Here is a 13,256-nt window from a genome sequence, read left to right as displayed (position 1 = left end):
CGTATGAACATGTTTGTAGAGATTGTCATTTCTTTCTTCCTTGTGGTGGCAGGTATCTTTGGGCTTGTCGGCAGCTTTGGCATGGTCAAGTTAAAGGACACCATGCAGCGGCTCCATGCGCCAACCAAGGCGACAACAGTGGGCGTTGGTGGGGTGTTGATTGCTTCGATGGTGTATTTCCTTCTCGTTAAGGGAACCCTGTCGTTTCATGAACTGCTGATCACCCTGTTTTTGTTCCTGACGGCGCCTGTAAGTGCTCATTTCATCGCCAAGACCTTCATTCAGGCCAAGATGAAGCCAGAGGAGTTGCCGGGATCAGAAAGCGACTATGGCTGGGCAATTTATGATGATCCGCCAACCTACTACGACAGGGACTGAATGGGTGACCTTGGGTCAGTTTTTGCCTTAAGAAACGCACGCAAGCTATTTTGCGTGCGTTATTTTTTTCCCAAATCGCTTTCGAGTGGCGTTCAAGCTTGCCGCATGGCGCACCGCGTGTTTCTATAAAGCGATTGTTACCCGAGTTGAGTCCCCAAGTGGAGCACTCATGGCATCGGCACCTAGAGAATGTGGGAACAAATACCATGAAACTTGTTCATTTCACCCCTTTTGCAGCCGCTTTGATTTCGGCGAGTTTGACTGCACCAATCGCTCTCGCACAGGATGTGCCGGCCCCCAAAGTGTCTGTGGCTGCGGCCTATACAGATGAATTGGTGGATGAAGCGATTTTCATCGGCAAAGGCGAGGCGGTGAATAAGGTTGACCTTGTGGCGCGGGTCAGCGGCTTTGTGGAAGATATCCTCGTGCAGGATGGCGATGACGTATCCGCTGGGGATCTGCTGTTTGAAATTGAGCCTGAGGTTTATCAGGCTACATTGACAGCGCGTCAGGCCGATTTGGCGCAGGCGGAAGCCAATCTGCGGCTGAGCGAAGTGGAACTTGTGCGCAAGACAGAGCTGTTTGAGCGTGATGTCGGCACTGAGGCCGATCGGGATGTGGCGCTGGCTAATAATGAGGTGGCCAAGGCGCAGGTTGCAATGGCCAAAGCCGCCATTGAGCAGGCGCAGCTCGATCTGGACTACACACATGTGCATGCTCCTTTTGATGGCAGGGTGGGGCGCGCCAATGTGAGCGTTGGCGAATTGGTTGGCCCCAACAGCGCCACGCTGATCAACATTGTCAGCACCGCGCCGATCTATGCCGAGTTTTCGCTCACCGAGCGCCAACTGGTGAATGTGATGGAGCAGTATGAGGCCTCAATTGACGATTTGACGAAACGAGGTGCCGCGCCAGAGGTCTTTGCGATTTTGCCAAATGGCGAAGAACTGGAAGAGGCGGGGCAAGTTGTGTTTGCCGACAACCGCATCAACCCTGCGACGGGTACCATCACACTGCGTGCGGAATTTGCGAATGAACGCGGGCTGTTGTTGGACGGCGCCTTCCTGAATCTGCGGATTGCCAGCGCAGAGCCCTCCAAGGTTCTGATGATCCCTCAGGCTGCGGTGCAACGGGACCAGCGCGGTGATTTTGTTTTGGTCGTAGGTCAGCAACAGACGGTGGAACAGCGGTATGTTACGCTGGGCCGTCAGGTGGAGACTGCTGTGGTTGTCGAAGATGGCATGCGCGAAGGGGAGACGGTGATTGTTGAGGGGCTGCAGCGGGTGCGCCCCGGTGTGACTGTGGATGCGGTTCTGGCCGGCCAGCCGACAGAGGAGCAATAAGCCGTGTTTTCAGCGATCTTTATCCGACGCCCGAAAACGGCGTTTGTGATTTCACTGGTGCTCTCCATCATGGGGTTCATCGGATACAACGCACTGCCTGTGGAACAGTTCCCTGACATCACGCCACCGGTTGTGACAGTCTCGACGAACTACACAGGCGCTAGCTCGGAAACCGTGGAAAACACGGTTGCGGCACCGATTGAGGCCCAGGTGAACGGTGTGGATGACATGATTTACATGTCCTCTGACAGCACCGACACGGGCTCATACAGCCTGTCTGTGACCTTTGAGGTTGGTACGGATCCGGATATTGCCTCGGTGAACGTGCAGAACCGTGTGGCACAGGCGACCTCACAGTTGCCGACCGAGGTGACCAACAATGGTGTTGTGACGCAAAAATCCTCGACCAACATGTTGTTGATCGTGACCCTAGCGTCTCCCAATGGCACCTATGACGAAGTGTTCCTGTCCAACTATGCCTCGATCAATATTCGGGATGCTCTGGCGCGGGTGAAGGGCGTTGGCAAAGCCGACGTCATGACCAATTTTGAGTACTCCATGCGGATGTGGATGGATCCGGATCGCATGGCGAGTTTGGGTCTGACCCCGGCTGATCTGGTGGCGGCGATCCGCGAGCAGAACCTTGAGGTTTCAGCAGGTCAGATTGGGACCCCGCCGATCAAATCCGGTCAGCAGTTTCAATATACCATCAAATCCAAAGGTCGTTTGACCACGGTGGATGAGTTTGAAAACATCGTTTTGCGCACCGGAGAAGCCGGCAGCATTGTGCGCATGAAAGACGTCGCCCGTGTTGAACTGGGGGCAAACTACTACAACGCTTCTGGTCGGGCGGATGGCAACCCTGCGACGGTTCTGGCGATCTATCAGGCACCGGGAGAGAACGCGCTTGCGGTGGCGGAAAAGGTCAAGTCGGAGATGGAGCGTCTGTCGCGTGCCTTTCCCGATGATGTGACCTATGCAATTCCCTATGACAGCACGTTGTTTGTGGAACAGTCTCTCAATGATGTGGTCTCGACACTGATCCTGACCTTCATTCTTGTGATTTCTGTGGTGTTTATTTTCTTGGGCAACCTGCGTGCAACAGCCATTCCGGCTGTGGCCATTCCTGTCTCGCTGATTGGGGCATTTGCCTTCCTGCTGCTGTTTGGCATGTCGCTGAACACCATCTCGCTGTTTGCGCTGGTTCTGGCGATTGGGATCGTGGTGGATGACGCCATTGTTGTTGTTGAAAACGTGGAGCGGATTATCGCAGAAGAAGGGCTTCCGGCGGCGGAGGCGACCCGGAAGGCGATGGGGCAGATCACCGGGCCGGTGATCGCCACGACGTTGGTTCTGTTGGCAGTGTTTGTCCCCGTTACCTTCATGCCGGGGATCACGGGACGGCTTTATACGCAGTTTGCCGTGACCATTTCGACCGCGGTTGTTATTTCTTCGATAAACGCGTTGACCCTGTCTCCAGCCCTGTGCTCTCTGATCCTTAAACCCCGTGATCCAGCTGGGCCCAAGGGGCTGATGGCGGTGTTTGAAAAGGGCGTGGACGGTGCGCGTTCTGGCTATGTGGGCATTGTTAAGCGCATGGTGCGTGTGCCTATTCTGGCGCTGGTCATTCTGGGGGCTCTGATGCTGGGCTCCGGGACGCTGCTGAAATCTCTGCCTGCCGGCTTTATCCCGCTGGAAGACAACGGCACGCTGTTTGTCGATGTGCAGCTGCCGGATGCGGCCTCGCTGGAACGCACCGAGACCGTGACAGAGCGGTTGAATGCACAATTGGCGGAAATTCCGGGCGTCGCTGGCTCCGTTCAGGTGAATGGCTTCAGCCTGCTCAATGGGGCGGGCTCCAACGTGGCGCTGATCATTCTGAACCTTGAGCCTTGGGATGATCGCACAACCGATGAACTCAGCGCCGATGGCATTCTGGCCAAAGTCTATGGCATCGCCAATCAGGAGATTTCTGCCAGTGTGATCGCCTTCAACCCGCCGCCGATTTCGGGCCTTGGTCTGAGTGCAGGTGTGGAAATGAAGGTGCAGCAGACCGGAGGCGGCACCGCGCAAGATCTCGCCGCGGCTGTGGGCTCTCTTGTGTATGCCGCCAATCAGCGTGAGGAGATGGCGCAGAGCTACTCGACTTTCCGGGCCAATGTTCCCAAGGTTTATGTGGATCTGGATCGTGAAAAAGCCAAATCTCTTAACGTTTCTATCGCGGATATTTTCACAACGCTTCAGGGCTATATGGGGTCAATTTACGTCAATGATTTCAACCTCTTTGGTCGGGTGTATCGCGTGATGATCCAAGCGGATGGCGACTATCGCTCTCAGGTGGAAGACATCAATGGGCTCTATGTCCGTTCCAAGGACGGTGAGATGGTGCCGATGGGCACTTTGGTGGATATCAAGAATGAGCTGGGGCCCGTGGCGCTGAACCGCTACAACATGTTCCGTTCTGCCACCGTGACGGGGGTGCCAAAAGAAGGGCTCTCAACCGGGGATGCGATCCGTGTGCTTGAGGAGGAGGCCGCGACGGCGCTGCCACCGGGCTATGCCTTTGAGTGGACCGGAACCGCACAGCAGCAGCAGGCAGCCGGGGGGCTTGTGGTGATCATTCTGATCATGGCGGTGATCTTCGGCTATCTGTTCCTTGTGGCGCAATATGAAAGCTGGACCATGCCGGTGGGGATTCTGTTGTCTGTTACAGTGGCGCTCTTTGGGGCGTTGGCAGCTGTGGCGGTCTCTGGCGGAGATGTGAATCTCTACACGCAGATCGGGATGATCATGCTGATTGGACTGGCGTCCAAAAACGCCATTCTGATCGTGGAGTTCGCGATGGAGCGCCGCGCTGCTGGATTGTCGATCAAGGAGGCAGCCATCGAGGCAGCCACTCAGCGTTTCCGTGCGGTGATGATGACGGCCCTGTCCTTCCTGCTGGGCGTTGTGCCTCTGCTGGCGGCCAATGGTGCAGGTGCGGCGAGCCAGAAAGCCATCGGTATTGCCGTGTTTGGTGGCATGCTGGCGGCGACTGTCATTGGTGTGGTGCTGGTCCCGATCCTCTATGTGCTCCTGCAAGGGATGCGTGAACGGATTAAGGGAATCCACAAGACGACAACGTCCACAGAAGCTGGATAAACTTCTATTGGAGGCTGACCTGAGTGTTGGCCTCCATCCCCCATTTTCCCGACCTCGTTTTGCTGGCGAGGAGATACACTGCGGATGTTGCCGGATTAATCTTTGCTGAGAGGTCTGAAACACCGTCGGTATTGCGTCGGTATCGCATCCGTAAAGTGGCAGTGCATTTTGGTGACAGACAGGGTTGATCAGGCGCGCGGTGCATATGGGCCATACGCAACAGCTTATGAGCTTTCAAGGCGCTTGAGGGGCCTGCGGCGCGGTGGTTTTATGCCCGGCTGGCGAGCCACCAGATGTTGCCAAAGGGATCGGCGATCCCGGCCATATGCTCTCCGTGTGGGCGCAGGTTTGGAGGCATCAGAGAGATGGCCCCCAGTTCCAGAGCCTTGGCATGGGCCTCCGCCGCATCAGACACCTGAATGTGCATCTGGGAGATGTTTGCGGGGGAGTCCGGGGTGGCTTGATTGAGCATTAGAACCGAAGTGCCGATCCGCAGGCGGGCGTGTTGGACCGTGCCATCGCCATAGCGGGTTTCTTTGATCAGCTCTGCGTCAAAGAGATCACGTAGGAAAGTGATAAACCCATCCGCGTCTGGCACCGTGAAATAGGGGGTCACGGTGCTAAGACCTTGGGATGGGTTCGTCGGGTTGCTCACGTATTGCCATTGCCGGTGAAGCGCGCGGCGTCTGCGGCGGCGCGGCGGATGGCGTTGGATTTGTGGACGGTCTCCATATATTCGGCCTCCGGGTCGCTGTCATAGACAACGCCGCCACCGGCCTGAATGTAGAGCTTCTGATCTTTTACAATCGCGGTGCGCAGCGCGATACAGATGTCCATGTCGCCGCCGGAGCTGAAGTAGCCCACGCCGCCGCCATAGATGCCGCGTTTCTCTGGCTCCAGCTCGTCGATGATTTCCATGGCGCGCACTTTGGGCGCGCCGGAAACAGTGCCCGCGGGCATGCCAGCAAAGAAGGCATCAAGCGCGTCTTTGTCATCGGCCAGTTCACCGACGACGTTGGAGACGATGTGCATCACGTGGCTGTAGCGCTCGATGATGAATTTCTCGGTGGGGCGTACGGTGCCGACCTTGGCCACGCGGCCGGTGTCGTTGCGGCCCAGATCGAGCAGCATGAGGTGCTCGGCCAGCTCTTTCTGATCCGCCAGCAGATCTTCCTCCAGCGCCTTGTCCTCTTCGAGTGTTGCGCCACGGGGGCGGGTGCCTGCGATGGGGCGGATGGTGACTTCGTCGCCAAACACCCGCACGAGGATTTCCGGGCTTGCGCCGACCACCTGAAAGCCACCGAAGTTGAAATAGAACATGAACGGCGAGGGGTTTGTGCGGCGCAGAGAGCGATAGAGCGCAAAGGGCGGCTGTGGAAATTCCTGTGTCCAGCGCTGTGCCGGGACCACCTGAAAGATGTCGCCTGCCTTGATGTACTCTTTGGCCTTCTCCACCGCGGCCATGTAGCCCTCTTTGGTGAAGTTGGAGACCGGTGGAGACACCTCACGGGCGTCGCCCAGATCACGCGCAGCCTGTGGCATGGCGCGTTCCAGGTCACGCACCGCATCCATCACACGCTCGGCGGCCTGCGCGTAGGCGGCTTTTGCGGATTGGCCGTCGCTTACCCAAGCGGGGGAGACCACGGTGACCTCACCTTTCACACCATCCAGCACGGCAACCACAGAGGGGCGCAGCATGCAGGCGTCGGGCAAGCCAAGGGGATCTGGATTGATGTTGGGCAGATGCTCTACCAGACGGATCATATCATAGCCGAGATAGCCAAAGAGACCGGCAGAAGCCTGTGGCAGGTCTTCGGGCAGGTCGATGCGGCTTTCGGCGATCAGGGCGCGCAGGTTGGTGAGCGGGTCACCCTCCTGTGGGGTGAAGCCATCGGGATCAAACCGCGCAGAGCGGTTGATGCGGCTTTCTGTGCCATGGGTTTGCCAGATCAGGTCAGGCTTCATGCCAATGATGGAATAGCGCCCGCGCACTTCGCCGCCGGTGACAGACTCCAGCATGAAGGCGTCCTTATGGGCGCCTGTCAGCTTGAGCATGAGTGACACAGGTGTGTCGAGATCGGCGGCAAGCCGGGTGTAGACAACCTGATTTTGGCCAGCCTCATAGGCTTTGGCAAAATCTTCATATGACGGGGTCAGGTCCACCTTGGCGGCCTTTCTTATTGGAACTGCGCATGCACTGCGTTGAGTGCCTGCTGATTGATTTCTGCCGGATACATGGCCTGCAGCGCTTCGGCATAGGCCTGAAACACATCCTGCGCGATGCTGGAAGACAGTTGCGCGGTGATGCCCTCTTTGAGGCGGGCCACTTCAGGATCTTCGGTGTCTGGTGCAGAGATGGCATTCAGACGCACAAGGATCAGACCCTCGGCGCTGGGCACGGTGCGCAGCTCCCCGGGGGTCATTTCAAAGACCGTGGTGAGCAGGGCGCGTGGCGTGCTTGGAATGAAAGCGCCGCGGTCGATGCCGGTTTCCTCATTGGCGGTGAAACCAAAGGAGGTGAAGCTGGTGCCATCGTTCAGGCGCGGGCGCAGGCTTTCCACCATTTTTTCAAGGGCTTCGGTGGCGCGCTCTGCGGTGATCGCAGCGATCGCCTCTTCGCGCACATCCTCCAAGGGGGCCGGGCGGGCCTCTGTCTCGCCTTCCAGACGCAGCGCAAAGATGCCGCCATCATCCAGCACGTCCACCTGCGGGAAGTCCTCTTCGGTGACCGCCGCAGCGACCGCGCGGAAGCCTTCATAGCCTGCCAGCGGATGGGTCGCGGTGGGATGCCACTCCAGTGTGCCAAGGGTCATGTCGGTTTCATCGGCCACTTCCTCAAGCGTGGCACCACCGGCCAGCAGATCGTCAATATCGCCAATCTGTGTGTCGATCAGGCGACGGGCGCGATCAGCGGCAAGCTCTTCGCGCAGCAGGTCGCGCGCCTCTTCAAAAGAAGTGTTTTGTGCAGGCAAAATGCCGTTCACGCGGAAGATGGCCGGGCCAAGAGAGGTTTCAGCCGGGCCTGCGACGGCGCCTGCTGGGGTGAGGAAGACAGCGGGGCCTGCGGCGCCCAGTTCGGCCTCGGTCACATCGCCCAGATCCACATCCGAGAGCGCCAGACCACGGGCCTCTACCAGCGCTTCGAAGGTTGTGGTGCCAGCGGCAATGTCATCCAGCGCCTTTTGCGCAGCGGCTTCGTCGGCAAAGGCCAGACGCTCAACCAGACGGCGTTCTGCGCGGTTGAATTCGGCATCACGATCTTTGTAGAGCTGTTCCAGCGCGGTTTCGTCGATCTCTACCTGGTCAAGGATCATGTCCGGGCTCAGCCAGACGTAGGTGATCTGACGGCTGGCGGGCAGCATGAAGCGGGCTTGATTGTCCTCATAGAAAGCGGCGATGTCCTCTTCGCTTGGTGCGGTGACCGGGCGGATCAGGTTCTCTGCAGTGAGGGGGGCCCATGTGAAATCCCGCTCTTCGCCCACATAGGTGATGACCGTATCCGCATAGGCGGCTGGCATTTGCAGACCGGAAATTACGGCGCCTTGCAGCAGGCTGCGGGCGGTATCTTCGCGGACGGTGTCTTCAAAATCGGCTTCGCTCATGCCCGCCTGCTCAATGGCAAAGCTGTAAGCGTCGCGATCAAAGGAGCCATCCAGCCCCTGAAAGGAGGGGATGGCCATCAGTTCCTGACGCAGGTTTTCATCGCCAATGGAAATGCCGAGGCGCGCGTTTTCCGCATCCATCGAACGGGTGGTGGTCAGGCGGGCCAGCACGAGGCGGTCGATGCCGAAGGCCTGCGCCTGTGCAAAGGGCAGAGACTGGCCTGTTTGGGCTTCCAGAGCACGCAGCTCTTCTTGAAGAGCGCGGCTGTAGTCATTGACAGATATATCTTTTTCGCCAACGGAGCCCACCGAATGGATGGTGCCGGACAAATTGGTCACGCCAAAGCCGCCAAGCCCAAGAATGAGCAAGGCCATGAGGATCCAGACCATCGTTTTTGAGGTTTTGCCCTGCGCCATCTCTGCGTTCCGCCCTGTGTTTGTTCGAGTTTCTCGGCAGAAGGTCTACGCGGTTGGGGCAAGGGGGGCAAGCGTGATTGCCGTGCCCCCGATCTGCGCAGTGGCGTTATTTTGCGTGCGGGGCATCCACCGCTGCGAGGCGATCAAAGAGAACGCTAATTTCTTCGCGATCCACATTGGCAAAGGCGATGCGCAGGGAGCGTTTTCCCAAGGGATCTTCATCTGGTGTAAACATTGTGCCGGGCAAAGTGAGCACCGCGTGCTCGCGCACCAGCATTTTGGCCAGCGCATCGCTGTCCATTTCGAAGGGGTGTTCGAAATAGGCAAAATAGGCGCCTGCGCCAAGCAGTTTCCAGCCATTCTTGTCGATTTTGTGAAGGTTGTCTGTGATGGCCTGACGGCGATCCAGTATCTCCAATCGCTCCTGAGCGAGCCAGTCGGACAGGTTTTTCATGCCCCAGAGCGCGGCGTGCTGGCCCAGTTGATTGGGGCAGATGGCGACGGTGTCCAGAAACTTTTCGGCCTCAGCCAGCGTCTCTGTGTTGCAGACCATGGCGCCGACACGGTGACCGGTGAGGCGGTAGGCTTTGGAAAAAGAGTAGAGCTGGATCAGGGTTTGGTCCCAATCGGGATCGCTGAAGAGATCATGGGGCGCGCCGCTGCGAGAATCAAAATCGCGGTAGGTTTCATCCACGATCAGTTTGACGCCTTTGCTCCGGGCATGGGAATAGATGGCGCGCACCAGCTCTGCCGGGTATTCGACACCGCCCGGGTTGTTGGGGGTGACCAGCACAATGGCGCGGGTGCGGTGCGTCATCAGGCGCAGGATCTGGTCTGGATCAGGCAAAAGATCCGCGCCGGTGGACAAGGGAACAGCGGTGACACCTTGCATGTCCAGCCACATTTTATGATTGAAGTACCAAGGTGTTGGGAGGATAACCTCATCTCCCTCACTAGCGATGGCGGCAAGAGCTGCGCTAAAGGCCTGATTGCAGCCGGAGGTGATGCCAACCTGCGCCGCCGTGATCCTGCCGCCATAAGCGGCGCACCAGTGATCTGCAACTTCCGCGCGCAGCTCGGGCAGCCCAAGCACCGGACCATAGAGATGTGTTTCAGGATTGCTCACCGCAATCTCAGCAATGTGGCGGCGCAGCCCTTCTGGGGGTGGGGCCACTGGAGCGGCCTGGCTGACATTGATCAGAGGTTTTTCGGCGGTGAAACGCACCCCTTCAAGCCAGCGACGGGCCTCCATCACAGGTGGCGCGAATGTGGCGTTGGTGCGAGAGAGGGTCATGGCGGCTTCCTGGCGTCTGAGGTTGGGCCGCCCCCTATGCGCGGGTTGCGCGATGGTCAGCGGCTTTCGCGCAGAAAAGCCGCCAATTCAGTGATGTGCAAGCGATTGTTTGCTCTTGCGTCTATATCTCCCGGTCTTCCTCTTGAAAGAAATATCCCGGGGTGGCCGCATCGCAGATGCGGCAGGGGCAGCGCCCCTAAGACAGCCTGAGCCGAAATAGAGTGCGCTCACCTCAAGATCGCCAAGGATCAGTCGTTGCCGCGGTAGGGCTCGACATATTGCAGGGCCATGTCCCATGGGAAGAAAATCCATGTGTCTTGGCTGACGCCGGTGATGAATGTGTCCACCTGCGGCTCGCCCTGTGGTTTGGCATAGACCGTTGCAAAATGCGCCTTCGGGTAGGTGTCGCGCACCAGCTCCAGGGTTTTGCCGGAATCCACCAGATCGTCGATGATCAGCACGCCTTCGCCGTCGCCCATCAGATCGGCATCAGGTGCTTTGAGGATCTGCGCTTCGCGACGCTGATCGGCCTTGCCGCCGCCGGAGTGGTAGGATTTCACGGAAATGGTGTCGACCACGCGGATGTCGAGCTCGCGGGCCACGATCATCGCAGGCGCCATGCCGCCGCGGGTGATGGCAACAATCGCGCGCCATGCGCCATCGTCCGGGCCTTTGCCGTCCAGACGCCACGCCAAAGCCCGGCTATCGCGGTGGATTTGATCCCAACTGATGTGGAAGCCTTTTTCGTGTGGCAGACGCTCGCTCATGGTGGACTCACCCCTTTGTGGCAGATTTTGGCTCTTCTATCAGAAGCACATTGTTGCGCAAACCGTTTGATTTCTCGGGTTATGGCGTGGCGACATAGCGGCCATCTTGCATAGAAATGGCTGGTGGTTGATGGTTGGAAGCAAAGCTGTGGTAGGCGGGGGCGAGGTTTTGCCAGTAGCTTTCCCATGGGTGCCCAGCTGCACGGGCCATGCGCGCCTCGGTGGGGCGAAAAGGGAAGGCGTGGACCGGCACAAAGGATTGCCCGGCGTTCAGCGCGGACTCAACAGTGACATAGATCTCTTCGATCATCGGATCGGTCATGGCGTAGCACCCCACAGAGACACAATCGCCGTGCACCATCAGGTAGCTGCCGGTGCGCCCCTTCGCGCGGTCGTAGGCATTGGGGAAGCCCAGATTGAAGGACAGGTGATAGCTGCTGTTTGGATTGAGCGCGGCTTTGTCCACGCGGTAGAAGCCTTCGGGCGACTGGCGATCGCCTTCCTTCAGTTTGGGACCGAGCGCACCGGAGTGGTTGCAGATCGGATAGGTCCTGAACAGCTCATAAGGCCCTGCCTCTGATTGCAGCCAAAGTTCGAGGATTTTCTCTTCTTTGAAGATGCGGATGTAGGTTGGAGCCCCCAGGTGGAGATCGGCCTCGGCCATGGCTGCGCGGAGCTTGGGCGTTTGATAGGCGCGGATCTCACCGATGCCTGTGCGCGGGGAGCGCAGATCAGGCTTTGGAGCCGGGATCTGAGGAGGGTATTGGAGTGCAAGCCACGCAAATGCGCCGCATGCCACAAAGAGTGCGAGAAGGCGGCGCATCACAGCGCGGCGATTTTCACGCCAAGGGCTGCGAGCAGCCCGCCGAAGATGCGGTCAATCCAGTGTTTGAGACCAATGTAGACTTCGCGGGTTTTGCTGAGTGAGAACAGACGCGCCACGGCCGTGTTCCAGAGGAACTCACCCAGAAAAATGCACAGGAGCACCAGGACCAGAGCCAGAGGTGTTGCATCTGTGGGGACGGTGCCCACAAAAACCGCACCAAAGAAAACTGCTGGTTTGGGATTGGCGAGCTGTGTCCAGATGCCAAGACGCAAGGCAGACCAGAGCGAGGGCAGGGCGGCGGCGTCTTCACCGTCTTCCAGCGGCACATCTGCGGCGCGCCACATTTTGATGGCGGTCCAGATCAGGAAGCCTGCGCCGCCAATTTTCAGCGCCGTCAGGAGGAAGGGGGCGTATTCAAACAGAAGCGCCAGACCAAAGAGTGCGGCACCGGCCCAGAAAACGGCCCCCAAACCGATGCCTGCGGCCAGTGCTGCGCCCGTTTTGAGCCCGTCGCGCAGACCCACGCGCGCCGCCATCAAGACGGCGGGGCCGGGGCTGATGGCGGCCATGAGGCAGAGCGAGACGGTCGCAACAAAAGCTGCGACGCTCATTTGCGACCCACTTCTGTGTCGATGTCCGGTGCATCCACCGCCTTCATGCCGACAATATGATAGCCGGAATCCACATGCAGGTTTTCGCCAGTGACGCCGCTGCTCAGATCGGACAGCAGGTAAAGGGCAGAGTTGCCCACGTCATCAATGGTGACGTTGCGGCGTAGGGGCGAGTTCAGCTCATTCCATTTCAGAATATAGCGGAAGTCGCCAATGCCTGCGGCGGCGAGGGTTTTGATCGGGCCTGCGGAAATCGCGTTGACGCGGATGCCGTCTTTGCCGAGATCTTCGGCGAGGTATTTCACGGAGGCTTCCAGCGCGGCTTTGGCGACGCCCATCACGTTGTAGTGCGGCATGACCTGCTCAGCCCCATAGTAGGTGAGTGTCAGGGCAGAGCCGCCGTCTTTCATAAGCTTTTCCGCGCGCTGCATCACGGCGGTGAAGGAATATACAGAGACGTCCATGGTCATCAGGAAGTTGTCTTTGGAAGTATCGACATAACGGCCGCGTAGCTCGTTTTTGTCAGAGAAGCCAATGGCATGAACGATGAAGTCAATTTTGCCCCATTTGGCTTCGATTGCGGCAAAGGCCGCATCAATTGAGGCCGGGTCGGATACGTCGCAGTCAATCAACGTGTCGACACCCAGTTTTTCGGCAAGCGGAACCACGCGCTTTTTGAACGCATCGCCCATGTAGGTGAAGGCCAGTTCGGCGCCAGCATCGGCACAGGCTTTGGCGATGCCCCAAGCGATAGACTTGTCGTTGGCAAGGCCCATGATCACGCCGCGTTTGCCGGTCATGAGGTGATTTGACATCCGGTCCACTCCGTCCCACTTCGTTATGGCAGACGTTTAGGCGATTGCTCTTGACGCATCAA

Annotated in this window: 11 protein-coding genes; 3 read left to right on the top strand and 8 right to left on the bottom strand. The window is 58.4% G+C overall.

The window, feature by feature from the left end:
- Positions 1 to 3 precede the first annotated feature (3 nt).
- The 3 genes from J7382_RS12045 (at position 4) to J7382_RS12035 (ending at position 4,862) form a co-directional block, all read left to right on the top strand.
- Positions 4 to 378 carry a Na+/H+ antiporter subunit G gene (locus J7382_RS12045; protein ID WP_209069271.1) on the top strand — a complete coding sequence of 125 codons (375 nt, stop codon included), beginning with the start codon at positions 4 to 6 and terminating at the stop codon, positions 376 to 378.
- Between the two features lie 206 nt (positions 379 to 584).
- Positions 585 to 1,721, top strand: a complete 1,137-nt coding sequence (locus tag J7382_RS12040; RefSeq protein WP_247744982.1) for an efflux RND transporter periplasmic adaptor subunit — start codon at positions 585 to 587, stop codon at positions 1,719 to 1,721.
- Between the two features lie 3 nt (positions 1,722 to 1,724).
- Entirely contained in the window at positions 1,725 to 4,862 is a 3,138-nt protein-coding gene (locus tag J7382_RS12035; RefSeq protein WP_209069270.1) for a multidrug efflux RND transporter permease subunit, read from the top strand.
- A gap of 268 nt (positions 4,863 to 5,130) precedes the next feature.
- Here the strand turns inward: J7382_RS12035 and J7382_RS12030 are convergent, their stop codons facing one another.
- From J7382_RS12030 to fabI, 8 genes are all read right to left on the bottom strand, one after another.
- Positions 5,131 to 5,517 carry a VOC family protein gene (locus tag J7382_RS12030; protein WP_209069269.1) on the bottom strand — a complete coding sequence of 129 codons (387 nt, stop codon included), beginning with the start codon at positions 5,515 to 5,517 and terminating at the stop codon, positions 5,131 to 5,133.
- Complete coding sequence (trpE, locus tag J7382_RS12025) at positions 5,514 to 7,025, bottom strand: anthranilate synthase component I (protein WP_209069268.1); 1,512 nt, start codon at positions 7,023 to 7,025, stop codon at positions 5,514 to 5,516. The genes J7382_RS12030 and trpE overlap by 4 nt, the downstream gene beginning before the upstream one ends.
- A gap of 14 nt (positions 7,026 to 7,039) precedes the next feature.
- On the bottom strand, positions 7,040 to 8,881 hold the full coding sequence (locus tag J7382_RS12020) for a peptidyl-prolyl cis-trans isomerase (RefSeq protein WP_209069267.1): 1,842 nt from the start codon (positions 8,879 to 8,881) through the stop codon (positions 7,040 to 7,042).
- A gap of 106 nt (positions 8,882 to 8,987) precedes the next feature.
- Positions 8,988 to 10,175 carry an aminotransferase gene (locus J7382_RS12015; RefSeq protein WP_209069266.1) on the bottom strand — a complete coding sequence of 396 codons (1,188 nt, stop codon included), beginning with the start codon at positions 10,173 to 10,175 and terminating at the stop codon, positions 8,988 to 8,990.
- 248 nt (positions 10,176 to 10,423) lie between these two features.
- Positions 10,424 to 10,942 (bottom strand): xanthine phosphoribosyltransferase, encoded by a 519-nt coding sequence (gene gpt, locus J7382_RS12010; RefSeq protein WP_209069265.1) that lies wholly within the window; start codon positions 10,940 to 10,942, stop codon positions 10,424 to 10,426.
- 79 nt (positions 10,943 to 11,021) lie between these two features.
- Positions 11,022 to 11,765 (bottom strand): murein L,D-transpeptidase family protein, encoded by a 744-nt coding sequence (locus J7382_RS12005; RefSeq protein ID WP_247744981.1) that lies wholly within the window; start codon positions 11,763 to 11,765, stop codon positions 11,022 to 11,024.
- Positions 11,765 to 12,379 (bottom strand): LysE family translocator, encoded by a 615-nt coding sequence (locus J7382_RS12000; RefSeq protein WP_209069264.1) that lies wholly within the window; start codon positions 12,377 to 12,379, stop codon positions 11,765 to 11,767. Before J7382_RS12000 ends, J7382_RS12005 begins: the two co-directional genes overlap by 1 nt.
- A complete protein-coding gene (gene fabI, locus J7382_RS11995; RefSeq protein ID WP_209069263.1) occupies positions 12,376 to 13,194 on the bottom strand; it encodes an enoyl-ACP reductase FabI in 819 nt (272 codons plus the stop codon). The genes J7382_RS12000 and fabI overlap by 4 nt, the downstream gene beginning before the upstream one ends.
- Between the last annotated feature and the right edge of the window lie 62 nt (positions 13,195 to 13,256).

Origin of the sequence: Shimia sp. R11_0, from assembly GCF_017744035.1 — a bacterium.
Classification (GTDB): Bacteria; Pseudomonadota; Alphaproteobacteria; order Rhodobacterales; family Rhodobacteraceae; genus Shimia; species Shimia marina.
The sequence above is the reverse complement of the archived record's forward strand: the minus strand, read 5'-3'. Positions and strand labels throughout refer to the sequence as shown.

Bases quoted from the DNA above. Each gene is read 5' to 3' on its own strand.
- J7382_RS12045 (WP_209069271.1), top strand. From the start codon at position 4: ATGAACATGTTTGTAGAGATTGTCATTTCTTTCTTCCTTGTGGTGGCA.
- J7382_RS12040 (WP_247744982.1), top strand. From the start codon at position 585: ATGAAACTTGTTCATTTCACCCCTTTTGCAGCCGCTTTGATTTCGGCG.
- J7382_RS12020 (WP_209069267.1), bottom strand. From the start codon at position 8,881: ATGGCGCAGGGCAAAACCTCAAAAACGATGGTCTGGATCCTCATGGCC.
- J7382_RS12015 (WP_209069266.1), bottom strand. From the start codon at position 10,175: ATGACCCTCTCTCGCACCAACGCCACATTCGCGCCACCTGTGATGGAG.
- gpt (WP_209069265.1), bottom strand. From the start codon at position 10,942: ATGAGCGAGCGTCTGCCACACGAAAAAGGCTTCCACATCAGTTGGGAT.
- J7382_RS12005 (WP_247744981.1), bottom strand. From the start codon at position 11,765: ATGCGCCGCCTTCTCGCACTCTTTGTGGCATGCGGCGCATTTGCGTGG.
- J7382_RS12000 (WP_209069264.1), bottom strand. From the start codon at position 12,379: ATGAGCGTCGCAGCTTTTGTTGCGACCGTCTCGCTCTGCCTCATGGCC.
- fabI (WP_209069263.1), bottom strand. From the start codon at position 13,194: ATGTCAAATCACCTCATGACCGGCAAACGCGGCGTGATCATGGGCCTT.